Origin of the sequence: Parasphingorhabdus sp. DH2-15, assembly GCF_051668705.1 — a bacterium.
GTDB lineage: Bacteria > Pseudomonadota > Alphaproteobacteria > Sphingomonadales > Sphingomonadaceae > Alterisphingorhabdus.
On the sequence record NZ_CP196351.1, the window covers coordinates 1,150,022 to 1,173,509 of the forward strand.

Sequence of the window (23,488 nt, forward strand, 5' to 3'; positions counted from 1 at the left end):
TGTTCGATGAGTGATGATCAAGAAAAAAAGCCGAAACTGGGCCGCAAACCTCTGGGTTTGAAGCGGGCAGTTGAGTCCGGCGAAGTCAAGCAGACATTCAGCCATGGCCGCACCAATAAGGTTGTGGTTGAGGTGAAGCGCCGTAAGCTTGTGGGTAAGCCCGGAGCGAAACCAGAGCCGGTTGAAGAAGCCGCTCCGCCGCCTCCACCGCCACCAGCTGCACCTGCTCCCAAGGCTGAAGCGCCGGTCAAAAAAGCTGCTGATGCGACGATGACGCGCAAAGAGCTGCAAGAGAAACTGCTGCGTGAAGCGGAAGAAGCGCGCCAAGCCTCTATGGAAGAAGCGCGTCGCCGTGAAGTAGCTGAAAAAGCCAAACGCGAAGAAGAAGAAAAGGCGCGAGCAGAAGAGAAGCGGGCTGCTGCGGCGAAAGCCAAAGAAGAGCCTGCTGCGCCTGTGGCTGCAAAAGACCCTGTTGCTGAAACGCCAGCGGCACCAGCCGAGGCGAAATCAGAGGCACCTAAAGCGAAGGCATCTGCGCCGGCACCACGCAAGTTTACGCCCGTAACGCCGGTAAAACGGCCCGAACCGAAAAAACCTTCACCCAAACCAAGCCGTGACCGTAATGAGCGTCGCCAATCGGGCAAGCTGACAGTTAATCGCGCTTTGAGCGAAGGTGATGGCGGCGCGCGTGCGCGTTCACTTGCTGCGCTTAAACGTGCGCGTGAGAAAGAGCGCCGAGCGCAAATGTCTGGCCAGACACGCGAAGCCCAGCCAAAGCAATCACGCGAAGTTGTGGTGCCTGACGCTATCACTGTGCAGGAATTGGCCAACCGGATGGCGGAAAAAGGCGCTGATCTGGTTAAATCACTGTTCAAAATGGGTTCTATGGTGACAGTGAACCAGACCATTGATCATGATACTGCGGAATTGCTGGTTGAAGAATTCGGCCACAAAATCAAACGTGTTTCTGATTCTGATGTTGAAATTAAAGTTGATTCCGATGTTGATCCGGATGAGACACTGAAACCACGTCCTCCTGTGGTGACGATAATGGGCCATGTCGACCATGGTAAGACGTCATTGCTTGATGCGTTGCGCGGCACTGATGTCGTTCAGGGCGAAGCCGGCGGCATTACCCAGCATATCGGCGCTTATCAGGTAAAAGTGAAATCGGGTGAAAAGATTACATTCCTCGATACACCGGGCCACGCAGCATTTTCTGAAATGCGTGCGCGCGGCGCGAATGTGACCGATATTGTTATTCTGGTTGCAGCGGCGGATGACAATTTGATGCCGCAAACTATTGAGGCAATTAATCACACCAAAGCGTCCGGCGTGCCGATGATTGTTGCGATCAATAAGATCGACAAGCATGAAGCGAACCCTGATAATATTCGCAACCGCTTGCTGGAGCATGAGGTTATTGTCGAGAAAATGTCTGGTGATGTGCAGGATGTTGAAGTCTCTGCATTGAAAGGCACCAATCTCGATAAGTTGATCGACGCGATCAATTTGCAAGCAGAGTTGATTGAGCCAAAAGCCAACCCTGATCGTGATGCCGAAGGCGTTGTGATTGAGGCCAAGCTCGATAAAGGCCGGGGGCCTGTGGCCACTGTTTTGATTGAGCGTGGCACTTTGCGCCGCGGTGATATCTTTGTTGTTGGCGAGCATTCGGGCAAGGTCCGAGCGATGCTTGATGATAAAGGCAAGCAGCTTAAAGAAGCGGGGCCATCGCTCCCTATTGAAGTGTTGGGTCTATCTGGTGTGCCATCGGCAGGTGATAAGCTCACCGTTGTCGAAAATGATGCACGTGCGCGTGAAGTGGCTGAATATCGTCGTCAAAAAGCTCTGGAGAAACGTACTGCGACAGCCCCGGCTTCACTGGAGAATATGTTCTCTGCCTTGGGTGAAAACCAAGCGGTTGAATATCCGGTGCTGATCAAAGGCGATGTTGGCGGCAGTGTCGAAGCTATTATCGGCAGCCTTAACCAGATCTCGACCGATGATATTAAGGCGCGGGTTTTGCATTCCGGTGTTGGCGGTATCACTGAGTCCGATGTGCAGCTTGCCAAGGCCAGCAATGCGCCAATTATCGGCTTTAACGTGCGCGCAAATGCCAAAGCGCGTGAGATTGCCGAACGCGAAGGTGTGCGCTTCAAATATTTCGATATTATCTATGATTTGATCGAAGATATTAAAGGCGAAATGGCTGGTGAACTGGGTCCAGAGCGCATCGAAACGGTCATTGGCCGCGCCGAGGTGAAGGAAGTATTCCCTGCTGGCAAAAAAGACAAAGCAGCTGGTTTGCTGGTTCTCGATGGCGTCCTCAAAAAAGGTAATTATGCGCGTCTCAACCGCGAAGATATTATCGTCTCCAAGACCACAGTGGCATCGCTGCGCCGGTTCAAGGACGATGTCGAGGAAGTGCGCTCTGGCCTAGAATGTGGTGCGGTGTTGGAAGATACGAACGACATTAAACCGGGCGATATTCTGGAAGTCTTTGACGTCGAGATGCGTGAACGTGTCTTATAATCGGGCATAGGAACGGAGATAAGGGGGCTAGATATGACTGCAGGCAGGAATATTAACGCCCCTTCATCGCGCCTTATGGGCGCCCGCATTCAACATCATGATGCTGAAACGGGCACAACCCATATGAATTTTGTTGCCCCTGAAAGTTTTGCCAGTCAGCGCGGCTATGTGCATGGCGGGCTGGTTGCAGGTTTTCTGGATGAAGTCATGGGTGCAGCAGTGCTGGGCGCCAGTGATGGCGCCATGCTGCCGCTCAACCTTAATAGCAATATCAGCTGTTTACGCCCTGTTCCTCTGGGGCCGTTAAAGGGCGAGGGGCGTGTTTTGAAGATGGGACGCAATATCGCTTATCTGGAAGGAACATTGCTGGATAATGATGGTAACCGGCTTATCCATGCGACATCGACTGCTATGCTGACCGAGGTGCCCAATGGCAAAGTATAATGATACATCCCCTGAAGGCCGCTCTGTACGCGTGTTGCGTGTGGGGGAACAAATCCGGCATATACTTTCGGAATTGCTGACACGCGGTGATGTGCATGACGAAACATTGGCCAGCGCCAATATCGCGATTACCGAAGTGCGTATGTCACCTGATTTGCGGCACGCAACAGTGTTTGTGAAGCCGCTACTGGGCAACGAGGAAGCCGCAGTCATCAAAGCGATGCGCACCAATACAGCCTATTTTCAGCGAGAGGTCGCAGCGCGCACCAAGATGAAATATGCCGCCAAATTAAAATTTGTCCCTGATGATAGTTTTGATGAAGCCAGCCATATTGAATCGCTGTTGAGCAACCCAAAAGTTGCACGTGATTTGACAGAGAGTGACGAAGAAGCGGAACAAGCATCTGAATAATGGCCAAGCTCTATTTCTATTATTCCTCAATGAATGCAGGCAAGTCGACGACTTTGCTACAGGCCGCATTTAACTATGAAGAGCGCGGAATGCGCACGATGTTGTGGACCGCGGCCATTGATAAGCGCAGTGGCGAGGCCACAATCCAGTCGCGCATCGGGCTATCGCGAATTGCGCACCAATTTGATGAGGATGTAAATCTGCTGAGTGCTATAAGCGCCGAACATGCGGCTCAGCCGCTCAATTGCGTGTTGGTTGATGAAGCGCAATTTATGACCCGCGATCATGTGTTTGAACTGGCGCTTGTCTGTGATCAGTTGCACATTCCTGTTCTTTGCTATGGTTTGCGGACCGATTTCCAGGCGGAGCTTTTTCCCGGCAGTGCGCAATTGCTGGCGATTGCCGATGAGCTGGTTGAGATTAAGGCGGTGTGCGAATGCGGCGCGAAATCGACTATGAATTTGCGCGTAGATTTAGATGGCAAGGCTGTAAAATCTGGTGCACAAACGGAAATTGGCGGCAATGATCGTTATATTGCTCTTTGCCGAAAACATTTCATGGAAGCATTGAACGACCAATAATGCGCGATTTAGACGGACAAATTGAATCTGGCCGAGTGCGGCTTGAGCCATTTGTGGACGATCATGTCGAACCATTGCGCCTTGCATGTGCGGAGGATACGCAGATTTGGGAAATATACCCCTTTTCCATGCAGGGGGAACATTTTGACGGCGCTATGCAGGCTTTCCACGGCACGCAAAATTGGGTGCGCTTTGCTGTTATTGATCTGCAAGAGGATCGTCTGGTCGGCATGTCCAGCTTTATAAATCCTGATAAGCACGGCGTGGTTGAAATTGGCGGCACCTATATCGCACCCTCAGTGCGCGGCAGCGGATTTAACCGGACCATGAAAACACTGATGATAGACCGTGCTTTCTCATGCGGTTATCGCAAAGTGGCTTTTCGCGTAGATACCCGCAATGAACGGTCCATAGCGGCGGTGTTAAAATTGGGTGCGACGCGTGAGGGCATAATGCGCAAGGATCGGGTAACATGGACAGGCTATGTGCGCGATACTGCGGTATTTGGCTTGCTTAAAGAAGAGTGGGAAGCGGGTCGTGACTGATGCTTCTGGATGGGAAAATTCTGCGCAAGCCTGGATAAACTCTATGGGTGATCAAGGAGACTGGACACGCCGCAAGGTGCTTGACCCTGTGATGCTGAAGCTCGCCAAAGTAAATGGCGGACATTTTATTGACATTGGCTGTGGTGAGGGGCGCTTTGTGCGTACGCTGGGCGATATAGGCATGGCGGGCATAGGAATAGACCCGACCGAAACATTGATTGCCCACGCACGCAAATGCGACCCAAATGGTAACTATCATATTGGCGATGGTGAAAAGCTCGATTTTGATGATGCACAATTTGATCTGTCGATCAGCTATATGGCTTTGATTGATATTCCTGATTTTCGTGCCGCCATTGCCGAAATGGTGCGTGTTACGAAACCCGGCGGGCAGTTGCTCATTGCCAATTTGACCAGTTTTTTCACAGCTGGACGCTGGCGCAAGACGCTTTCAGGGCAGGGCAAAGACTTTCCGATCGATCATTATAGCGAAGAACGCAGTACACGCGAGCGATGGCAGGGGATTGATATCATCAATCATCACCGGCCGCTTAGCGCTTATATGCAATGCTTTTTGAGCCATGGGCTGGTGCTGGAATATTTTGATGAACCTATCCCCGAACATGATGGCTCTGTGAAGTCGGACCGCTATACCCGTGTGCCGGGCTTTACGGTGATGCAATGGCGTAAACCGGTGTGATTATGCCACATGGCTGGATCATATTGGACAAGCCATTAGAGCTTGGCTCTACCCAGGCTGTTGGCGCGGTTAAACGCAATTTGCGCGAAGCGGGGTATAAGGTCTCTGGTAAGGGCGGGGGCGTCACCAAAATTGGCCATGGTGGCACGCTGGACCCGCTGGCGACGGGTGTGCTGCCCATTGCCATTGGGGAAGCGACCAAGCTCACTGGGCGGATGCTGGAGGCCAGCAAGGTGTATGATTTCACCATCACTTTTGGACAGCAAACCACAACGCTGGATAGTGAAGGCGAAGTGATGGCAATGTCAGAGCATCGCCCCAATATGGCTGATGTACAGTCCATATTGGCAGATTTTACTGGAACAATCAGCCAGATTCCTCCTGCGTTTTCTGCGTTAAAAGTTGATGGCAAACGGGCCTATGCTTTGGCGCGGGCCGGTGAAGAGGTGGAATTAAAGGCGCGATCGGTCACTATATACAGCCTGTCTATCCACGCACCTGACAGCGCCTTAGATTTTCAATCTGATGCAGCGTCGCAGCCTATGCTCTCTGCAATTACGCTGACCGCGCATGTTTCCAAAGGCACCTATATTCGCAGTCTGGCGCGTGACATAGCGCTGGCGCTCAACACAGTTGGCCATGTAACTATGCTGAGGCGAACAAAAGCTGGGCCATTTGCGTTAAAGGACGCGATTTCGCTGGACAATCTCAATGAAATCGGTAAGGGCGCGGCAATCAAAGATTATATCTTGCCATTTGAGGCAGGGCTGGACGGTATCCCGGCTCTAACTCTGAACCCCGATCAGGCAAGGCAGGTCCGTCAGGGCCAGATCGTATCGGGGTTTGCCATGGATGACGGGCAATATTGTGCGCATGATGAGGACGCAGTTCCATTAGCGCTAATAGAGCTTTGCGAAGGTGATCTTCGCGTTGTCCGCGGGTTTAATTTTTAAAATGATGCCGTGAAGGAAAAACCATGTCGATTACTGCTGAACGCAAACAAGAAATTATCAAAGAACATGCCCGTGAAGAAGGCGACACAGGTTCGCCGGAAGTTCAGGTTGCTATCCTGACCGACCGTATTGTTACACTGACCGAGCATTTCAAATCCCACCATAAAGATAACCATTCACGCCGCGGCCTATTGATGATGGTCAATAAGCGCCGTTCGCTTTTGGACTATCTGCGCAAGAAAGACGTGCAGCGTTATGCTGATCTGATTGCGAAACTGGGTCTTCGTAAATAATATTGAATTTAGGCTGGCGGTCCATATTTGGGCCGCTTTGCTTATGGGGTGTTCTTGCAATTCGGCAAGGACATCAAGGGGCGTATAATAAGTCCCCAGACCGCGCGCCGCCGGACAGCGGCGCAACATAAGAGGCCCCGCCCGGCATTAGGGCTGCGCGGGTACATAAGGAAAACACATGTTTGATGTAAAGAAAGTTGAAATGGAGTGGGGCGGAAAGACCCTCACTCTGGAAACGGGCCGTATTGCTCGTCAAGCTGATGGCGCTGTTCTGGCGACCTATGGCGAAACCGTTGTTCTGTGCGCTGTCACAGCTGCAAAATCGGTTAAAGAGGGACAGGATTTCTTCCCACTCACCGTACATTATCAAGAAAAATTCTCTGCTGCCGGCCGTATTCCTGGCGGTTTTTTTAAGCGTGAGCGCGGCGCGACCGAAAAAGAAACGCTAACAAGCCGTCTTATCGACCGCCCGATCCGCCCGCTTTTCCCTGAAGGTTTCTATAATGAAATCAATGTCATCTGTCAGGTTCTTAGCTATGATGGCGAAACCGAGGCTGATATTGTCGCCATGGTTGCTGCTTCTGCAGCGCTGACCATTTCTGGCCTGCCGTTCATGGGCCCAATCGGCGCAGCACGCGTTGGTTACCAAGACGGCGAATATAGCCTGAACCCATCAATGGAGCAGGTTAAAGAAGGCGAGCTTGATCTGGTTGTTGCTGCAACAGGCAATGCCGTGATGATGGTTGAATCTGAAGCCAAGGAATTGACCGAAGACGTTATGCTGGGCGCAGTAATGTTCGCGCATGACGAGATTAAAAAGGTTGTAAACACCATTATTGATCTGGCTGAAAAAGCGGCCAAAGATCCATGGGAAATCGACCTTTCTGACAATACCGCCGATATGAAAAACGAAATCCGTTCTTTGATCGGTGATGATATTGCAGCCGCTTATAAAGTGACTGACAAATCTGCGCGTTCAGATGCGTTGAATGAAGCACGCGCCAAGGTGAAGGCACATTATGCCGATGCTGAAGGCCAGACGCAGATGACCGCTGGCAAAGTCATGAAGAAGCTGGAAGCTGAAATCGTGCGCGGCGCTATCTTGAAAGACGGCTCACGTATTGATGGACGCAAAACCAATGAAGTGCGCCAGATTGAATCCATGGTTGGCTTCCTACCACGGACTCATGGTTCAGCGCTTTTCACACGTGGTGAAACACAGGCCATTTGTACAACGACTTTGGGCACCAAAGATGCTGAGCAAATGATCGACGGTCTGGATGGTCTGTCTTACAGCAATTTCATGCTGCACTATAACTTCCCGCCATATTCTGTTGGTGAAGTGGGCCGTTTTGGCGCACCGGGCCGCCGTGAAATTGGCCATGGTAAATTGGCATGGCGTGCTCTGCACCCTGTGCTGCCTAGCCAGGAAGATTTCCCTTATACCATCCGTATCTTGTCTGACATCACAGAGTCTAACGGCTCTTCGTCAATGGCAACAATCTGTGGTGGCTGTCTGTCGATGATGGATGCAGGCGTTCCTATCGAACGTCCGGTTTCCGGCATTGCTATGGGCTTGATCCTTGAAGGCGAAGACTTTGCCGTATTGTCCGACATATTGGGTGATGAGGATCATCTGGGCGATATGGACTTTAAAGTGGCTGGTACCGAAAAAGGCATCACCACCATGCAGATGGACATTAAGATTGCCGGTATTACCGAGGAAATCTTCAAAACTGCATTGGGTCAGGCATCTGAAGGCCGTGCGCACATATTGGGCGAAATGCAAAAAGCTCTGGGCGGCGCGCGCACAGAATTGTCTGCACACGCACCGCGTATTGAAACCATGCAAATCGATAAATCGAAAATTCGTGACATTATCGGCACTGGCGGCAAAGTGATCCGCGAAATCGTTGCTGAAACTGGTGCGAAGGTCGATATCGACGATGAAGGCATGATCAAAATCTCGTCTTCAGACGGCGCGCAAATCGAAGCGGCCAAAGCATGGATTGCCGGCATTGTAGAAGAAGCCGAAGTCGGCAAAATCTACAATGGTAAAGTCGTCAATCTCGTCGATTTTGGTGCCTTTGTGAATTTCATGGGCGGCAAAGACGGTCTGGTCCACGTGTCTGAAATCAAAAATGAGCGTGTTGAGAAAGTTGCTGACGAACTGTCCGAAGGTCAGGAAGTCAAAGTCAAGGTTCTGGAAATCGACCAACGTGGCAAGGTTCGCCTCTCCATGCGGGTTGTGGATCAGGAAACTGGCGAAGAACTTGAAGACACACGCCCTCCACGCGAAAATAAGCGTGGCGGTAATGATCGCGGTGGCCGTGGTCGTGGCCCACGTCGTGATGGTGATGGCGGCAAAGAAGGTGGCCGTGGACGCGGTCGTGGCCGTGGTCGCGGCAGTGACGGCGGCGATGCTGGTAGTGATAAAGGCGGCGATGCGCCATTGCCTGATTTCATTACCGGTGATGACGATTAAGTTTAGCCAATAGCGATAAGCATTTAAGGGGTCGCCATGAAAGTGGTGGCCCCTTTTTGCATCTTTCTTCTACAATATAGCGTCAATCGCTTGACTGTCCTGATATTTGCGCGGCATCACTGCGCATTGAGGGAGAAACATTATGGACCATAACCATGAGCATTGCGCTCCAAATGGGCCGGGGCAATCGCCTTATATTACTGAATTTGCGCTAAAATGGCCGGGGGCAGAAGATGATGAATGCAATCACGCGCCAGCTGATCCTTTTAGCTGTTGCCCTTCATTCTCCGGCTCTACTCATGAGATTGTTTACGACCCGCGCAGTGATATATTCTGGGTTTCCGGCCAAGCCTATGACCATCTGGCGCGTGTCACGCGGCAGGGTGAGGCGAGTTACCACCCTATGCCAAAGGACAGCGCGCCGCATGGGCTGGCAATAGATCATGATGGCAATGTCTGGGTTACTTTGGAGAATATAGGCGCATTGGCGCGTATAGCCGAAGATGGCTCAATAGCGGAACAAGTGGATATTTGCTTGCACATTACAGATGCGCCAGCACCATTTAATCCACGCCCTCATGGATTGGGCGTCGGCACTGATGGTGCATTATGGTTCACTGGCAAGCTGACCAATAGTGTGGGCAAGGTCGATACTAATCGCAATGTCACCCATATTGCGCTGCCAACTATCGGCGCAACGCCCATATATGCTGCAGCCAGTGCTAATGGCAAAATGTGGTTTAGTGAATTGACCGGCAACAAAATCGCCTGTGTGGATGCTTTGGGCGACGTAACCGAATTTGATATTCCCACCGCATCCAGTCGGCCTATTGCGATTGTGCCGTCGCCAGATGGCCAATCCATGTGGTTTTCACAAGAGGCAGGCGGCAATGTTGCGCGCATAGATCAGGATGGCAGCATATGCGAATTTGCCGTGCCGCTGGTTTCAAGCTCGGCCATTCTTGCTGGACTGGCATTTGATAATAGTGGCAATTTATGGGTTCAGCAATATATCGCACCGCCAGAAATGGGTGACACTGGCGATGATTATATTGTGCGCTTGGATAAGGCGCTTTTGAAGGCAGAAGACGGTGACTTAACCGAAGTCGATATCAACTTTTTCAAGGCCCCATCGCAGCGAACCGTCATGCACCGTATCATTGCTGGGCCGGACGATGAGATATGGTTTACCGAATTGGGAATAAATCAAATTGGTCGTCTCATTCTGGAGTGATCGCGCTTCAAAAGGAGCCGTTTTGCTCCATATTTGTTGCAGTTGAGCAATGGCTATTCACTTGCGGTTTATCCGCAATTCTGTAAACAACAGTCACGTTTTAACTAAGGCCATAAACGAATAACTTGGTCCGCTCGCATGACCCGAAAGGGCAAGGGGAATTTAATGGTGCGCAAATTCGCTTCAATAGCCATGCTCTCGATAAGCTCTGTTCTCGTGAGCGGCTGCTCAATTTTTGGCGGCAGTGGCGGCGGAGACATTGATACAAGCTATGTCGCACGCGATGTGAGCACGCTGTATACAACCGCAAAGCGGCGTCTTGATGCCAATCAATATCAACTGTCAGCAGCTTTGTTTGATGAGGTTGAGCGCCAGCACCCTTATTCACCATGGTCTCGCCGCGCGAAATTGATGAGCGCCTACAGCTATTACCTGTCTCGCGATTATAACAAAGCGGTTCAGTCCTCGCAGAGCTTTCTGGCCATTCACCCTGGCAATAAAGATGCGCCCTATGCCTATTATCTGATTGCGCTGAGCTATTATGAGCAGATTAGCGATGTCACACGCGATCAGAAGATCACTGAACAGGCATTGGCCTCACTTGGCGAAGTCATGCGCCGCTATCCAGAAAGCCGTTATGCCGCTGATGCGCGGTTGAAGGTCGATCTGGTTAATGATCACCTTGCCGGCAAAGAGATGGAAATCGGTCGTTTTTATCAACGCGACTCCAAATGGTTGGCCGCGACATTGCGTTTTCAGGCCGTTGTCGACAAATTCCAGACAACCAGCCATGCTCCAGAGGCGCTATATCGTTTGACGGAGAGTTATCTGTCTTTGGGTATCCCCGATGAAGCAAAGCGTTCAGCGGCTGTTCTTGGCGCTAACTATCCTGGTTCAAAATGGTATGAACGTGCATTTAAATTGATGGAGAAGCATGGCGGCATCTGATTGCTGCGTGTTTTTATATCTTTAAATCTCGGTCTTTTCCGCCTTTTGTGGATAGCCTGTAATTACCTTCTCGGCATTTGTGCATCTTCGCGCTATTGAGTGAACATGCTGGCAACACTTTCCATTCGCGATCTGGTGATTATTGAGGCACTTGACCTTGATTTTGCTGCTGGTCTTGGCGTCCTTACGGGCGAGACAGGGGCTGGTAAATCCATATTGCTTGATGCCTTGGGCCTTGTATTGGGGGCAAGAGCGGATAGTGGCCTGGTCCGCGCCGGTGCTGAAAAATCCCGCGTCACTGCCGGGTTTAATGTGAAGCTGGATAGTGGCCCGCTTGCACAATTGCTCGATGATAATGATCTGGAAATAGAGGCTGGTGAGCCACTGATTATCCGCAGACAGGTGCGCGCGGATGGTGGCAGCCGTGCCCATGTTAACGATCAGCCGGTTTCTGCGGCATTATTGCGCGAACTGGCACCCTATTTGGTGGAGATTCACGGTCAGCATGACGATCGCGGCCTCATCAACCCTAAGGGGCATTTGGCCTTGCTCGACAGTTTTGCCAAAGCAGATCACGGTAAAGTGGCACGCGTTTATCGCCAATGGCGGGATGCAGAAACAGCATTGGCGGCGGCGCTGACCGAAATGGAAGAGGCGGAAAAAGACCGGGAATGGCTGGAGCATAGTTTGAATGAACTGCGCAGTTTTGGCCCGCAAGCTGGTGAGGAAGCCGCTTTGGCCCTTGAACGGGCGGATATGCAAAAAGGCGAGCGCTTATCAGAGAGTCTTGTTGAAATTACCGATATGCTTGACGGGTCGAACAATCCTTTGGCCAAATTACGCAGCCTGACACGCAAACTTGACCGCATAGCGCCGGAGCATCCTATATTGGCAGAGGCTCTCTCTTCACTGGACCGCGCGATTATTGAGGCTGGAGAGGGTGAGGACAAATTGTTTGAGGCCGCACAGGCATTAAATTTTGATCCGCAGCAGCTGGAAGAATCAGAAACGCGCCTCTTCGCCATCCGCGCATTGGCGCGCAAACATGATGTGCAGCCGGACGATCTGGCGGACCTTCTGGAACGTTTAGAGGCGCGATGGGGCGCTCTTGAAAGCGGGGGCGGCAATGTTGTGGCGCTGACCGCAGCGCGCGATAAGGCGAAAGCCGATTATGTAGGCGCAGCAGACGCATTGCATAAACAACGTGTTGAAGCGGGCACAAGGCTGGATAAAGCCGTTGCAAATGAATTGGTGCCCTTAAAACTGGATGCGGCTCGCTTTCAATCGTCCATTACCATTTTGCCAGAAGAACGCTGGGGACCAAAGGGCAATAGCGCGGCCGAGTTTTTGATCTCAACCAATCCGGGCAGTGACTTTGCGCCGTTGATGAAAATCGCCTCGGGCGGTGAATTATCGCGCTTTATATTGGCGCTGAAAGTGGCCTTGGCAGAGCAGGGCGGCGCGGACACAATCATCTTTGACGAGATTGATCGCGGCGTTGGCGGGGCGGTTGCATCCGCCATTGGTGAGCGATTGTCGCGTCTCTCCAAAGATACGCAATTGCTGGCCGTCACCCATAGCCCGCAAGTCGCCGCCAAGGGCGACCATCATCTGTATATCAGCAAATCGTCTGATGGCACCGTGGCGCGGACCAATGTTGTGCTGCTCGATATCGCGGCACGTCAGGAAGAAATTGCGCGTATGCTTTCCGGCGCAGAAGTGACTAATGAAGCGCGCGCGCAGGCAGACCGTTTGCTGGAGGGTGTGTGATGAAGAGTGTAGACCCTGATCTGACAAATCTCTCGGAAGCCGACGCCGCCAATGAATTGATGCGTCTGGCGCGGACTATTGCGCGTCATAACAGGCTTTATCATGCCAATGATGCGCCAGAGATTTCTGATGCAGAATATGATGCGCTGGTGCGGCGCAACACGGCGCTAGAGGAGGCTTTTCCGCATCTGGTGCGTGATGATAGCCCGAACAAGCAGGTTGGCGCATCTGTCGCAGGATCATCGCTGCAAAAAGTAACGCATGAACAGCGGATGATGAGCCTGGATAATGGTTTTTCTGATGAGGATATCGCCGAATGGTTGGCGCGGGTGCGGCGTTATCTTAACCTGTCTGAAGACGAACCCGTGGCTATTACCGCGGAGGATAAGATTGATGGTCTGTCCTGCTCGCTGCGTTATGAAAAGGGCGAATTGGTGCAGGCCGCCACCCGCGGCGATGGGCAGGTGGGGGAAGATGTCACCGCCAATGTGCGCATGATTGATGATATTCCGCAGACGTTGAAAGGTGATGTGCCTGACCTTTTTGAAATTCGCGGTGAGGTTTATATGGCCAAGGCGGATTTTGCCGCGCTGAATGAGCGGCAGGAAGCAGCGGGAGAGAAGATATTCGCCAATCCGCGCAACGCCGCTGCTGGCTCTTTGCGGCAGAAAGACCCGAAGATTACGGCTAAGCGCCCGCTAAAATTTCTGGCGCATGGCTGGGGCGTGCATTCTGCCTTGCCCGCCGACAATCAATATAAGGTGATGGAAGCGATATGGGATATGGGCGTGCAGGTGTCGCGTCTTTTTGACCGTTTTCAATCGCTTGATGATGTGCTGAGCCATTATCGTAAGATTGAGGCAGGGCGTGCTGAGCTGCCTTATGATATTGATGGCGTGGTCTATAAGGTGGACCGGTTGGATTGGCAGCAGCGTCTGGGCTTTGTCACCAAATTCCCGCGCTGGGCATTGGCGCATAAATTCCCTGCTGAACGGGCGCAAACGGTGCTGGAAGCTATTGATATTCAGGTCGGCCGGACGGGCAAGTTGACCCCTGTAGGGCGTTTAGCCCCGGTTACTGTTGGCGGCGTGGTGGTGAGCAATGTCACGTTGCACAATCGTGATGAAATTGCGCGTTTGGGCGTCAGGCCGGGCGACCGTGTGGTTATCCAAAGGGCAGGGGATGTTATTCCGCAAGTGGTGGACAATCTGACGCGTGATGAAGATCGCGCAGCTTATGATTTTCCAGATGTCTGCCCTGATTGCGGCTCCGAGGCCGTGGCAGAGGAAGGCGAGGTTGATGTGCGCTGCACTGGCGGCTTAATCTGTCCTGCACAGCTTTTTCAGCGGCTCGCCCATTTTGTCTCACGCGGCGCAATGGATATTGATGGTTTGGGCGAAAAAAGCATTGCCGAATTTATTGATTATGGCTGGCTGAAGACTCCGGCTGACATTTTCCGATTAAAACAGCATCGGGAGACTCTGCTCGCCAAAGATGGCTGGCAGGAAAAGTCGGTCGATAATTTGCTGGCCGCCATTGAAGGGCGCAAAGCGTTTGATCCTTCGCGGCTACTTTTCGGTCTGGGTATCCGCCATATCGGCATAACCACATCACGCGATTTGGTGCGCAATTTTGGCACAGTGCAGGCCATAAAGGCTATTGGTCAGCGTTTGGCTGATGCAGATGACGATGCTGTCGCAGAGGTCATAGACATTGATGGTGTCGGCCCAACAGTGGCGCAATCATTGGGTGATTTCTTTCATGAGAAGCACAATGTTGAGGCTTGGAATGATCTTATGGCAGAGGCTGTGCCTGCTGCATTTGTCGATGACCGCAAACAGACCGAATGGAGCGGCAAGACGATTGTGTTTACAGGCAAGCTAGAGACAATGAGCCGTGACGAGGCCAAGGCACAGGCGGAAAAACTGGGCGCGAAAGCTGCAGGCAGTGTATCCGCTAAGACTGACTTGCTGGTCGCTGGACCTGGGGCAGGATCAAAGCTTAAAAAGGCGCAAGAGCTAGGCATTGAAACGGTTGATGAAGCAGGCTGGGCCGAGATTGTTAGTGCGAACAGCTAAGATACCTCCAGTGGTTACTTAGTTTCGCGTATTGGCTTCTTGCGCCGCGGTTAAGCCGCCTTTGTCATTTTCGGCAAATAAGGGCCATGCGAGTTGTTGCCCTAATGTTGCAGGTGCAAGATTTTCTACGCCAAATTCTTTAGGGTAGTTGCGTGTGATTTTGGCAGTGCCAAAAATGACATCCCATAGAAAAAACATATTGCCGAAATTGCCTTTATAATGAGTCACACCATCACTGGAGTGGCGGCCATGATGTGCATGGTGCGTTGCTGGTGTAGAAATAGTGCGTTCCACCACCCACATAATCGGCGACAGCCATTTGATCTTGTAAAGCGGTTTATCCCAAGCGACATCGCTATGTGCGCCGGTAATGATGGCCAATTTGATGACGATGAAAACGGCATAGACCCAACCAAGTCCAAGATAGACCAGAGTTGCGGAAAGCCATATACTCGGCATCATAGCATAATAGAAAAAGTTATTCCGGTAAACGAGCCGTACGCTCATATATTTCGCATTATGGTGCGCGCGGTGCAGATTATACAGCCATGGGAAGCTATGTGATGCGCGGTGCCACCAATATTGGGTCAGATCATCGAAAATGATGAACAGAGCGAAACCTGCCCAAAAGGGTAGTCCAGCCAGACTGTCCTGCCATTGCGGCGCAACACTGCCCATAATGAATTGTACAGAGAGAATGATCAGGGGTTGGCTGATGAAAAACAGCCCAAAAGTGCTGAACAGTTCGACAATAGCATCGTCGCGTGTCTGATCTTTCTTGCGGAAGAAACTGCCGCGAATGCCTTCCAAAAAGGCGTAACCCGTCAGGATACAGAGAATCACGATAATTTCCGGCCGCATGGCAACATCTCCATTATATCTGCGCCGTTAATTGGCGCTTGCTGGCGATGGATATAGCTGATAACCCGATGATGAAATGCAAAGCTCTTATCATTTGCCGCAAAAAGCTATTCTTCCGCCTATCATCGGCACACCAGGATTTGTCGAAGCACTGCCCGCAGATGTGCAGGCACGGCTGTTAGCAACAGGGCAGGAACGAGCATTTGCCAAAGGTGCCACTATTCAATCTCAGGGCGACCATGGTGAAGAATTCTGGTTCATACAGTCTGGGCATGTCCATATTGGCCGGCATAGTCGTGATGGAAAGTTTCACATATTTGCGGCTTTGACTGAGGGGCAGAGCTTTGGTGAACAGGCTTTTCTAGGGGAGTTTCCACGTTTGGTTGATGCTATAGCGGCCAGCGATGCGGTCTTGCTGCGTATCGGTGAATCGCAGCTTGCTAAATTGCTGACCGAAGATACCCGCATGGCGCGGTTATTGCTTAAAGCGATGGCCCATATTGTGCAGGCCGCCATGGATGCGCTTGAAGCAAGCCGGACACAATCAACTCCATTGCGCGCAGCACGAGCGCTGTTGGCACAATGTCATAGTGGAAAAGGAGAGCAAGATTTGCGACTGACCCAACAGTCTCTGGCTGATTTAATAGGTGTTTCGCGTGTGTCTTTGGGTAAGGCTTTGCGATTGTTGGAGGAGGAAGGCTTGGTCAGCTGCGGCTATGGTATCATTACCGTAAATGATATTACGCGATTGCGCGAATGGCAGGTGCTGGAAGCCTTATAGTCGCGAAGCCAAAAGCGTGGGTAGTTCTAGTCGCTCGGTTAAAAGTTGATGGCTTATTCCTATCGTTCCAGCGGGAACCAGCGCATCACACCGCCAGCCATTGGCGTCCAGATACCGGTCTGCACTCCAATTGCTGCCAGAGTTTCGCTAGTCCATATATTGCAAGTGCGCAAGGGAGAGTAGTAGCCGGATGAGGGATAGAAAATATCTCCGCGTCCATAACCTTTCAGAGCATTGACCGCTTTTCCACCTGACTGTTCGAACTTGGCTTTAATGATGGCCACCAATTGATCATGCTGATCCGGTGTTATGATGAGTGAGCGATGATATGGACCTTGGCCAATTGCGCCATAATGATAGATATGCATCAATGTTTCGTTGCTGCCAAAAACCGCTTTCGCGGCGATGTTGGGGCGTAGGTCAGACCAATTTTCTGTTTCCAGAAAGAAATTCCGCTCGCCCCAGCTGAAGGAGATGTTCTCCCCGAAGCTCTGACCTTTTGGAAGGTCACCTTCTGGCAGAAAGTCGGCCCAATCATGGTCTTTATGACGGCGCGGCAATATGATGGCGGTATGCACGCCATTGGTTTCTACAAAAATTTGCACACCGCTTTCAGGTTCGCGCCAGTCTGCATTCACACTGATCAGGCTGCCTATAAGGGCGGCAAAGAAGTACAGGCCAATGATGAGAAACAGCCAGCCAATAACGAAGCGAATGCCGCAGAGTAGTTTGCCCATCACAAAATCATTTCGTGATCCGTTTGCGGAGCCACAATATACTCCAGTCCCCCGCAATCGACCTATGAGCGACGCGCATTCCGTGTTTGCGGTATGCGCGCGCTACATCCTGATATTGCGATGTTAAAAGTCCTGCCAATATGAGATGGCCACCAGCGACCAGTGCTGATGAAATATCTTCGGCCATTTCAGATAAGGGGCCTGCCAAAATATTTGCGGTAATCAGATCATAGGGGGCACGGTCTTGGAGCAGATCATTGTGTAATCCATCGGCGGTTACATAGCCAATTTCTCCCATATGCCAGCCTGACTTCAAGCCATTGCTGGCGATATTCTGGTTCACAACATCTTCACAAACAGGGTCAATATCGCTGGTCATGACATAGGCGCGCGGCCAGAGCGTGTTCGCAGCAAAAGCCAATAATCCCGTGCCTGTGCCTAGATCGAGCATATTGTCTACACGCACTCCGCTAGCGCGCATCGCGTCGAGAAATCTCAGGCAGCCGCTCGTCGTTTCATGATGACCTGTGCCGAAAGCCAGGCTGGCAGGAATGGAAAAACTTGTCACTTGAGGATCATCACTAGGTCGATAATCCGGTGTATGTATGTAAAAACGACCAGCTTTTATCGGCTCTATATTGGCTTGGCTAACCGTTACCCAGTCCTGCGCGGCTAATTTTTCTGCCGAGACATTTTGTATATTATTTTCGGTCAATGATGCGAAAGCTGCAATGTCTTTCTTGTTGGGCTTCCCATCAAAATAGCCAACCAATGTCCATTGATCGGGATAATTTGGATCACTTTCCAGAGCCGATATGACGGGTGTTTTTGACCAAGCAATATCGCCCATCTCTAAACTGGCCAAGGCATCGCCTTGCTGTTTTGTGCAGGGCATTGATAATGTCCAACTATCACTCATAAGCAATTTCTCATTTTCCGGTCATATCAATTCAGATTGCATAGTACTGCATTTATAGGATGATGGGATAGTCTATATAAAAGTGATATTTATAACCCGTCAGACAATATGCACAGTGCGTTTGTCAACGAACATAGCTGGCACCATTCGCATCCAGAACGGCACCGGTCATGGATGGCGGCGCATCAAGCGCGCAATATAGGGCAATGCTGGCAATCTCTTCCGGCTGTGCCACGCGTCCTAATGGAATATCGGCCAGCAATTTGTCACCGCCGCGGCTTTCCAGATAATCATCTGCCATACCCGTCATGGTAAAACCCGGGCAAATTGCGAAGGCGTAAATATCCTGTGCAGCATAGGCGCGCGCTATAGTTTTGGTCATTGCGACCATGCCGCCTTTTGATGCTGCATAATGCCAATGCTGCGGGCTATCCCCGCGATTTGCTGCGCGGCTGGCAATATTGACGATCCTGCCAGAGCATTCGCGCTCTTGCCAATGGCGTACCGCTAACCGGCATAATTCAGCTGATGCCGTCAGGTTAATCATCATTGTTTCCTGCCAGTCCGCACACCATTCATCATGTGATTGATCCAGCGGGCTGGCTTTGAACAGGCCTGCATTATTAATCAATATATCAATATTGCCTTCACTGCGGTCCAATGCCTCTTGCCATAAGAGTTTTGCAGCACTGTTTCGAGAAAAATCAGAGGCAAGGAGGCTATCGCCCCCTTTGGTTGATTGCCCGAGATAAGGGATATCTCTTGCCTCAAGACCATCAGCAATGGCTTTGCCAATGCCGCGACTGGCGCCGGTTAAAAGCGCGTTTTGTGATTTTTGAATCATATGCCTTGATTATAGGCTCGGCTATTATAGGCAAGGCAGTTTTGCAAATGCCCTATATGATCTTAGCTATTAACGCTGTCAGCATATCGCTCTGAGATATTCTGCAAACTATCAAGCCGCGTATCAAGGCGATCAAAATCTTTGCCGACCTTATCCATTTGCGAAGCCATGCTTTCGGTATCGGTGCGGATGGTGGCGATGGTGCCAGACATTGAGTCTGCTGCCAGAGCTGTTTCATCAACGGCCGCTGTAATCATCGTGACCGTTTGCGCCTGTGTTTCCATGGCGTCACGAATGCGATCGGCAGATTTTTGAACATCGCCAACCGTATCGCGAATAGCCGCATTTGATTGGACAGTATCTTTGGTCGCTTGTTGGATGGCTTCGATTTTACCAGTAATATCATCGGTTGCACGCGCTGTCTGATTGGCCAGGCTCTTAACCTCTTGCGCAACAACAGCAAAACCGCGCCCGGCTTCTCCGGCTCTGGCTGCCTCAATAGTGGCGTTAAGAGCAAGCAGGTTGGTCTGTCCTGCAATTTCACGGATCAGGCCCAAGATAGACTCGATGGATTCGGCATGTGCGGAGAGCTTTTCTGTGCTCGCAACCGCGCTGCTGGCATCATGCGCTGCGCGATTAGCAATATCAGATGCTGTTTCCACTTCTGCTCTCGCGTCTTCAATAGCACGGATTAGGCCTGCAGCGGTTTGTGCCGCTTCGCGCATAGCAATAGCGGATTGCTCTGCTGCCGCTGCGACTTCAGATGATTTGCTCAGCATACCGCGTGCAGATTGTGATGCGCTGCTCACTTGACCATGAATGGCATCGCCAAATTGCGATGCTGAACGCACTTCTTTCTCGACTTCATCCTTAAAGCTGCTTGCGCGGGCCAGAGATGCTTCAGCAGCCTCTTTGCGGCTCAGTTCCGTTATGGCGGCCGACATAATTTCTGCTTCAATGATTTGTATTTTTGCTAAGGCTCCCAGCAATCTGCTAACACGGCCTACATCATCTTTTACTTTTTCAAAAACGATCTGCATTGCTTTTTGATAAGCTGCTGAAGCTGATGCAATGAGCTGCCAATGTTTTAGGCCGCCCTGATGCGCGTTATATGCGTTTTCAAAGGCTGTGTGGATCCAATTCTGGCTAGCCAAGTCGCCAAATTTCAATTCTGTAAATTTAGCGACGTGGTTAATTTGCACATTTCGTAATTCAGGCTGTTGTGCGGCAACAGCACCGAATCCAGTTGTTTCGCAATAATGATCCCAAAAAGCAGCTCCAACTTCTTCGAAACGCCCTTCCAGCAGTGTATTTATCTCGACCGCATATTCAGCAAGGCTGTTATCTTTGTCATAATGCGTAAGCCTTTGCGAAATTGAAAAAAGCTCGTCAATTTGTTCGGGTGTCAAAGGAGAGACAAAACCTTCCTTTGTCTTGATATTATTGCTTGTCATCATGAACCCTCAGCTATGTGAACCTGTCTAAGAACCATCATTAGGCGGATCATAGTTAATAAATGGTTATAGCGAGCGCGATGCAATCTGGCGCAACCGATCATACGATCTTTGCAACATTATATAGAAGAAATCTGTATTGAGCATTTGCAACCTGCGGCCAAATGTCTAAACAGTTTGCAAAATTACGATTTGTAAAAGGGGATCATGATGGGTCAGCAAAAAGCGCGGCCACTCTCACCACATTTGAGTATCTGGCGTTGGGGCGCGGCTATGACCGTGTCTATATTGCATAGGATCACTGGTGACGGCATGGCCATTGTCGGGGGACTGCTGTTGACATGGTGGTTATTCTCATTGGCTAATGGCCCTGAATATTATGCCATGTTTCAGTCGCATATGAGCGCATGGTATGGCTATGTCGTTCTTGTGGGACTTAGCTGGGCATTTTTTCAGCATTTCGTCTCTGGTTTGCGGCACTTTGTTCTCGACGTTGGTGCTGGATATGAAGTGGAGGCAAATAACCGCTGGTCTGCAGTCCTGCCATTTCTTTCTATCGCGCTTACTGCGGCATTTTGGGCTGTCATTGTCTATGTTTAATATATTTACACTGCCATATTTTGCACCGGCAGAAAATTCACATTCATCGGGGGTTTGCTAATGGGTAGCGGAACACATTTGGGGAAAGTGCGCGGCCTGGGTTCAGCTCGGCATGGCGCCCATCATTGGCTGATACAGCGCGTTACCGCCATTGGTAACATCCTGTTGTTCACTTGGTTTCTATTGTCGCTCACGCAATTGGGCAGCTTTGATTATGATACGGTTACGGCATGGTTGTCATCGCCGGTATCGGCCGTTTTGATGATGCTATTGTGTATCTCGGCATTTTGGCATCTGCGCTTGGGCCTTCAGGTGCTGATTGAAGATTACATCCATGACCATGGAACGAAGTTCGGCGTGATTATATTGCTGAATATCTACGCCATAGGCTGCGGCACATTTGCCGTCTTTTCTGTTGCAAAAATCGCCTTTACCGGAGTTGCAAGTTAATGTCCGAAGCTAATGCCACTGCAAAACCTGCTTATAAGATTATTGACCACACCTATGACAGTGTCATTGTTGGTGCTGGTGGCTCTGGTCTGCGCGCTACTATGGGCAGCGCTGAGGCAGGTTTGAAAACCGCATGTATCACCAAAGTATTCCCAACGCGTAGTCACACTGTTGCTGCACAGGGCGGTATCGCTGCGTCTTTGGGCAATAATACACCAGATCACTGGTCATGGCATATGTATGACACCGTTAAAGGGTCTGACTGGCTGGGCGACCAAGACGCTATTGAATATCTGGTGCGTGAAGCACCGGCTGCTGTCTATGAGCTTGAACATGCTGGCGTACCTTTCTCTCGCAATGATGATGGTACGATTTATCAGCGTCCCTTTGGCGGCCATATGCAAAATATGGGTGATGGCCCTGCGGTTCAGCGTACTTGCGCTGCTGCCGACCGTACCGGTCACGCCATGCTGCATGCACTATATCAGCAGAGCCTGAAATATGATGCGGATTTCTTCATCGAGTATTTTGCTATCGACCTCATCATGGAAGATACGCCGGACGGCAAAGTGTGTCGCGGCGTTATCGCAATTTGTTTGGAAGATGGTTCTATCCACCGCTTCCGCAGCCATGCAGTCACCTTGGCAACGGGCGGCTATGGCCGTTGCTATTACAGCGCAACTTCTGCGCATAGCTGCACGGGTGATGGCGGCGGCATGGTGCTGCGAGCCGGTTTGCCTTTGCAGGATATGGAATTTGTACAATTCCACCCCACCGGAATTTACGGTGCAGGCGTATTGATTACCGAGGGTGCACGCGGAGAAGGTGGTTATCTCACTAACTCCGAAGGTGAGCGCTTTATGGAGCGTTACGCACCATCTGCAAAAGATTTGGCCAGCCGTGATGTTGTATCGCGCTGTATGGCGACAGAAATCCGCGAAGGACGCGGTGTCGGTAAAGAGTGTGACCATATTTACCTGCATCTCGACCATATTGACTCTGCTGTTTTGGCGCAGCGTCTGCCGGGGATTACAGAAACAGGTAAGATTTTCGCTGGTGTCGATTTGACACGTGAAGCACTGCCCGTGGTGCCGACTGTCCATTATAATATGGGCGGTATTCCCTGTAACTATCATGGCGAAGTTATCGACCCGAGCGCCGATAATCCTGATCGTATTGTCCCTGGCTTATTTGCTGTGGGTGAGGCGGCCTGTGTGTCTGTGCACGGCGCAAACCGTTTGGGCTCCAACTCATTGATTGATCTGGTCGTGTTTGGGCGCGCAACCGGCCATCGTTTGGCCGAGACCATTAAACCGGGCACCAACCACAAGCCATTGCCAGCGGATTCCGCTGATATGTCGTTGGAACGGCTGGACCATTTCCGTCATGCCAAAGGCGCATCGCCAACAGCAGAAATTCGCACTGAAATGCAAAAAACCATGCAGAAGCATTGTGCGGTTTTCCGTGACAATCAATTGCTGTCTGAAGGCCAGACGGCAATGGCTGCGGTCAGTAAGCGTTTGGGTGATGTCGGCATTAATGACCGGTCATTGATCTGGAATACGGATTTGATCGAAACGCTGGAGCTGGATAATTTGATGGCGCAGGCTGTGTGCACTATGGAAAGTGCCGCTAACCGTAAAGAAAGCCGCGGCGCGCATATGCATGAAGATTATGGTGATCGTGACGACGCCAATTGGATGAAGCACACTGTCATCACCCATGAAGGCTGGGGCGGTAAAGGCGGCAAGACAGAAATTGGATACCGTCCAGTGCACGAATATACGCTGTCTGACGAAGCAAAATATATCGAGCCAAAGGCGCGGGTGTATTAGGCACAGTGATATTATCGAAACAAAAAAGGGCT

General features: G+C 51.0%; 22 protein-coding genes. 17 read left to right on the forward strand and 5 right to left on the reverse strand.

The features are described 5' to 3' along the window. Positions 1–6 precede the first annotated feature (6 nt). The 13 genes from infB to ligA all read left to right on the forward strand — a co-directional run bounded on the left by infB (position 7) and on the right by ligA (position 14,975). Positions 7–2,532 carry a translation initiation factor IF-2 gene (gene infB / locus ACR9YC_RS05375; RefSeq protein WP_438730880.1) on the forward strand — a complete coding sequence of 842 codons (2,526 nt, stop codon included), beginning with the start codon at positions 7–9 and terminating at the stop codon, positions 2,530–2,532. Positions 2,533–2,565: 33 nt separating this feature from the next. After that, positions 2,566–2,976, forward strand: coding sequence for a PaaI family thioesterase (locus tag ACR9YC_RS05380; RefSeq protein WP_438730883.1), 411 nt, complete (start codon positions 2,566–2,568; stop codon positions 2,974–2,976). Further along, on the forward strand, positions 2,963–3,388 hold the full coding sequence (gene rbfA, locus ACR9YC_RS05385) for a 30S ribosome-binding factor RbfA (RefSeq protein WP_438730885.1): 426 nt from the start codon (positions 2,963–2,965) through the stop codon (positions 3,386–3,388). Before ACR9YC_RS05380 ends, rbfA begins: the two co-directional genes overlap by 14 nt. Beyond that, entirely contained in the window at positions 3,388–3,969 is a 582-nt protein-coding gene (locus ACR9YC_RS05390; protein WP_438730887.1) for a thymidine kinase, read from the forward strand. The genes rbfA and ACR9YC_RS05390 overlap by 1 nt, the downstream gene beginning before the upstream one ends. Next, the gene (locus tag ACR9YC_RS05395; RefSeq protein ID WP_438730889.1) at positions 3,969–4,514 is read left to right on the forward strand and encodes a GNAT family N-acetyltransferase; all 546 of its coding nucleotides are present in this window, start codon (positions 3,969–3,971) and stop codon (positions 4,512–4,514) included. Before ACR9YC_RS05390 ends, ACR9YC_RS05395 begins: the two co-directional genes overlap by 1 nt. Before the next feature lie 43 nt (positions 4,515–4,557). After that, positions 4,558–5,214 (forward strand): class I SAM-dependent methyltransferase, encoded by a 657-nt coding sequence (locus tag ACR9YC_RS05400; RefSeq protein ID WP_438730892.1) that lies wholly within the window; start codon positions 4,558–4,560, stop codon positions 5,212–5,214. 2 nt (positions 5,215–5,216) lie between these two features. After that, a complete protein-coding gene (truB, locus tag ACR9YC_RS05405; RefSeq protein ID WP_438731611.1) occupies positions 5,217–6,167 on the forward strand; it encodes a tRNA pseudouridine(55) synthase TruB in 951 nt (316 codons plus the stop codon). Between the two features lie 23 nt (positions 6,168–6,190). Next, entirely contained in the window at positions 6,191–6,460 is a 270-nt protein-coding gene (gene rpsO, locus ACR9YC_RS05410; protein ID WP_438730894.1) for a 30S ribosomal protein S15, read from the forward strand. A gap of 178 nt (positions 6,461–6,638) precedes the next feature. Next, positions 6,639–8,945, forward strand: a complete 2,307-nt coding sequence (gene pnp, locus ACR9YC_RS05415) for a polyribonucleotide nucleotidyltransferase (protein ID WP_438730897.1) — start codon at positions 6,639–6,641, stop codon at positions 8,943–8,945. A 142-nt stretch (positions 8,946–9,087) separates the two neighbouring features. After that, positions 9,088–10,179, forward strand: coding sequence for a Vgb family protein (locus ACR9YC_RS05420; RefSeq protein WP_438730899.1), 1,092 nt, complete (start codon positions 9,088–9,090; stop codon positions 10,177–10,179). 192 nt (positions 10,180–10,371) lie between these two features. Beyond that, the gene (locus ACR9YC_RS05425; protein WP_438731614.1) at positions 10,372–11,127 is read left to right on the forward strand and encodes an outer membrane protein assembly factor BamD; all 756 of its coding nucleotides are present in this window, start codon (positions 10,372–10,374) and stop codon (positions 11,125–11,127) included. A gap of 105 nt (positions 11,128–11,232) precedes the next feature. Then, positions 11,233–12,897 carry a DNA repair protein RecN gene (gene recN, locus ACR9YC_RS05430; protein WP_438730902.1) on the forward strand — a complete coding sequence of 555 codons (1,665 nt, stop codon included), beginning with the start codon at positions 11,233–11,235 and terminating at the stop codon, positions 12,895–12,897. Continuing rightward, on the forward strand, positions 12,897–14,975 hold the full coding sequence (gene ligA, locus ACR9YC_RS05435) for an NAD-dependent DNA ligase LigA (protein ID WP_438730905.1): 2,079 nt from the start codon (positions 12,897–12,899) through the stop codon (positions 14,973–14,975). Before recN ends, ligA begins: the two co-directional genes overlap by 1 nt. 18 nt (positions 14,976–14,993) lie before the next feature. On the opposite strand, the gene ACR9YC_RS05440 is transcribed toward ligA, so the two are convergent. After that, positions 14,994–15,836 carry a sterol desaturase family protein gene (locus ACR9YC_RS05440; protein ID WP_438730908.1) on the reverse strand — a complete coding sequence of 281 codons (843 nt, stop codon included), beginning with the start codon at positions 15,834–15,836 and terminating at the stop codon, positions 14,994–14,996. A gap of 76 nt (positions 15,837–15,912) precedes the next feature. Here ACR9YC_RS05440 and ACR9YC_RS05445 point away from each other — a divergent pair, with 76 nt between their 5' ends. Next, on the forward strand, positions 15,913–16,617 hold the full coding sequence (locus ACR9YC_RS05445) for a Crp/Fnr family transcriptional regulator (RefSeq protein WP_438730910.1): 705 nt from the start codon (positions 15,913–15,915) through the stop codon (positions 16,615–16,617). 59 nt (positions 16,618–16,676) lie between these two features. On the opposite strand, the gene ACR9YC_RS05450 is transcribed toward ACR9YC_RS05445, so the two are convergent. The 4 genes from ACR9YC_RS05450 to ACR9YC_RS05465 form a co-directional block, all read right to left on the reverse strand. Next, positions 16,677–17,354, reverse strand: a complete 678-nt coding sequence (locus ACR9YC_RS05450) for a TIGR02117 family protein (protein WP_438730912.1) — start codon at positions 17,352–17,354, stop codon at positions 16,677–16,679. A 7-nt stretch (positions 17,355–17,361) separates the two neighbouring features. Continuing rightward, a complete protein-coding gene (locus tag ACR9YC_RS05455; RefSeq protein WP_438730915.1) occupies positions 17,362–18,273 on the reverse strand; it encodes a 50S ribosomal protein L11 methyltransferase in 912 nt (303 codons plus the stop codon). Positions 18,274–18,397: 124 nt separating this feature from the next. Next, positions 18,398–19,117: an SDR family NAD(P)-dependent oxidoreductase gene (locus ACR9YC_RS05460; protein ID WP_438730918.1), complete on the reverse strand. Its 720-nt coding sequence runs from the start codon at positions 19,115–19,117 to the stop codon at positions 18,398–18,400. A 62-nt stretch (positions 19,118–19,179) separates the two neighbouring features. After that, on the reverse strand, positions 19,180–20,574 hold the full coding sequence (locus ACR9YC_RS05465; RefSeq protein WP_438730921.1) for a methyl-accepting chemotaxis protein: 1,395 nt from the start codon (positions 20,572–20,574) through the stop codon (positions 19,180–19,182). Positions 20,575–20,781: 207 nt separating this feature from the next. Between ACR9YC_RS05465 and sdhC the strand changes: the two genes are divergently transcribed. Genes sdhC through sdhA form a run of 3 tightly spaced genes read left to right on the forward strand, consistent with a single transcriptional unit; the run spans position 20,782 to position 23,456 of the window. Continuing rightward, positions 20,782–21,171, forward strand: coding sequence for a succinate dehydrogenase, cytochrome b556 subunit (sdhC, locus tag ACR9YC_RS05470; protein ID WP_438731617.1), 390 nt, complete (start codon positions 20,782–20,784; stop codon positions 21,169–21,171). Positions 21,172–21,231: 60 nt separating this feature from the next. Continuing rightward, positions 21,232–21,621, forward strand: coding sequence for a succinate dehydrogenase, hydrophobic membrane anchor protein (sdhD, locus tag ACR9YC_RS05475; RefSeq protein ID WP_438730923.1), 390 nt, complete (start codon positions 21,232–21,234; stop codon positions 21,619–21,621). Continuing rightward, entirely contained in the window at positions 21,621–23,456 is a 1,836-nt protein-coding gene (gene sdhA / locus ACR9YC_RS05480; RefSeq protein ID WP_438730925.1) for a succinate dehydrogenase flavoprotein subunit, read from the forward strand. Before sdhD ends, sdhA begins: the two co-directional genes overlap by 1 nt. Positions 23,457–23,488 lie beyond the last annotated feature (32 nt).

What these genes read in the sequence shown, in the direction of transcription:
- infB (WP_438730880.1), top strand. Translation starts at nt 7, where the DNA reads ATGAGTGATGATCAAGAAAAAAAGCCGAAACTGGGCCGCAAACCTCTG.
- ACR9YC_RS05380 (WP_438730883.1), top strand. Translation starts at nt 2,566, where the DNA reads ATGACTGCAGGCAGGAATATTAACGCCCCTTCATCGCGCCTTATGGGC.
- rbfA (WP_438730885.1), top strand. Translation starts at nt 2,963, where the DNA reads ATGGCAAAGTATAATGATACATCCCCTGAAGGCCGCTCTGTACGCGTG.
- ACR9YC_RS05390 (WP_438730887.1), top strand. Translation starts at nt 3,388, where the DNA reads ATGGCCAAGCTCTATTTCTATTATTCCTCAATGAATGCAGGCAAGTCG.
- ACR9YC_RS05395 (WP_438730889.1), top strand. Translation starts at nt 3,969, where the DNA reads ATGCGCGATTTAGACGGACAAATTGAATCTGGCCGAGTGCGGCTTGAG.
- ACR9YC_RS05400 (WP_438730892.1), top strand. Translation starts at nt 4,558, where the DNA reads ATGGGTGATCAAGGAGACTGGACACGCCGCAAGGTGCTTGACCCTGTG.
- truB (WP_438731611.1), top strand. Translation starts at nt 5,217, where the DNA reads ATGCCACATGGCTGGATCATATTGGACAAGCCATTAGAGCTTGGCTCT.
- rpsO (WP_438730894.1), top strand. Translation starts at nt 6,191, where the DNA reads ATGTCGATTACTGCTGAACGCAAACAAGAAATTATCAAAGAACATGCC.
- pnp (WP_438730897.1), top strand. Translation starts at nt 6,639, where the DNA reads ATGTTTGATGTAAAGAAAGTTGAAATGGAGTGGGGCGGAAAGACCCTC.
- ACR9YC_RS05420 (WP_438730899.1), top strand. Translation starts at nt 9,088, where the DNA reads ATGGACCATAACCATGAGCATTGCGCTCCAAATGGGCCGGGGCAATCG.
- ACR9YC_RS05425 (WP_438731614.1), top strand. Translation starts at nt 10,372, where the DNA reads ATGCTCTCGATAAGCTCTGTTCTCGTGAGCGGCTGCTCAATTTTTGGC.
- recN (WP_438730902.1), top strand. Translation starts at nt 11,233, where the DNA reads ATGCTGGCAACACTTTCCATTCGCGATCTGGTGATTATTGAGGCACTT.
- ligA (WP_438730905.1), top strand. Translation starts at nt 12,897, where the DNA reads ATGAAGAGTGTAGACCCTGATCTGACAAATCTCTCGGAAGCCGACGCC.
- ACR9YC_RS05440 (WP_438730908.1), bottom strand. Translation starts at nt 15,836, where the DNA reads ATGCGGCCGGAAATTATCGTGATTCTCTGTATCCTGACGGGTTACGCC.
- ACR9YC_RS05445 (WP_438730910.1), top strand. Translation starts at nt 15,913, where the DNA reads ATGCAAAGCTCTTATCATTTGCCGCAAAAAGCTATTCTTCCGCCTATC.
- ACR9YC_RS05450 (WP_438730912.1), bottom strand. Translation starts at nt 17,354, where the DNA reads ATGGGCAAACTACTCTGCGGCATTCGCTTCGTTATTGGCTGGCTGTTT.
- ACR9YC_RS05455 (WP_438730915.1), bottom strand. Translation starts at nt 18,273, where the DNA reads ATGAGTGATAGTTGGACATTATCAATGCCCTGCACAAAACAGCAAGGC.
- ACR9YC_RS05460 (WP_438730918.1), bottom strand. Translation starts at nt 19,117, where the DNA reads ATGATTCAAAAATCACAAAACGCGCTTTTAACCGGCGCCAGTCGCGGC.
- ACR9YC_RS05465 (WP_438730921.1), bottom strand. Translation starts at nt 20,574, where the DNA reads ATGATGACAAGCAATAATATCAAGACAAAGGAAGGTTTTGTCTCTCCT.
- sdhC (WP_438731617.1), top strand. Translation starts at nt 20,782, where the DNA reads ATGGGTCAGCAAAAAGCGCGGCCACTCTCACCACATTTGAGTATCTGG.
- sdhD (WP_438730923.1), top strand. Translation starts at nt 21,232, where the DNA reads ATGGGTAGCGGAACACATTTGGGGAAAGTGCGCGGCCTGGGTTCAGCT.
- sdhA (WP_438730925.1), top strand. Translation starts at nt 21,621, where the DNA reads ATGTCCGAAGCTAATGCCACTGCAAAACCTGCTTATAAGATTATTGAC.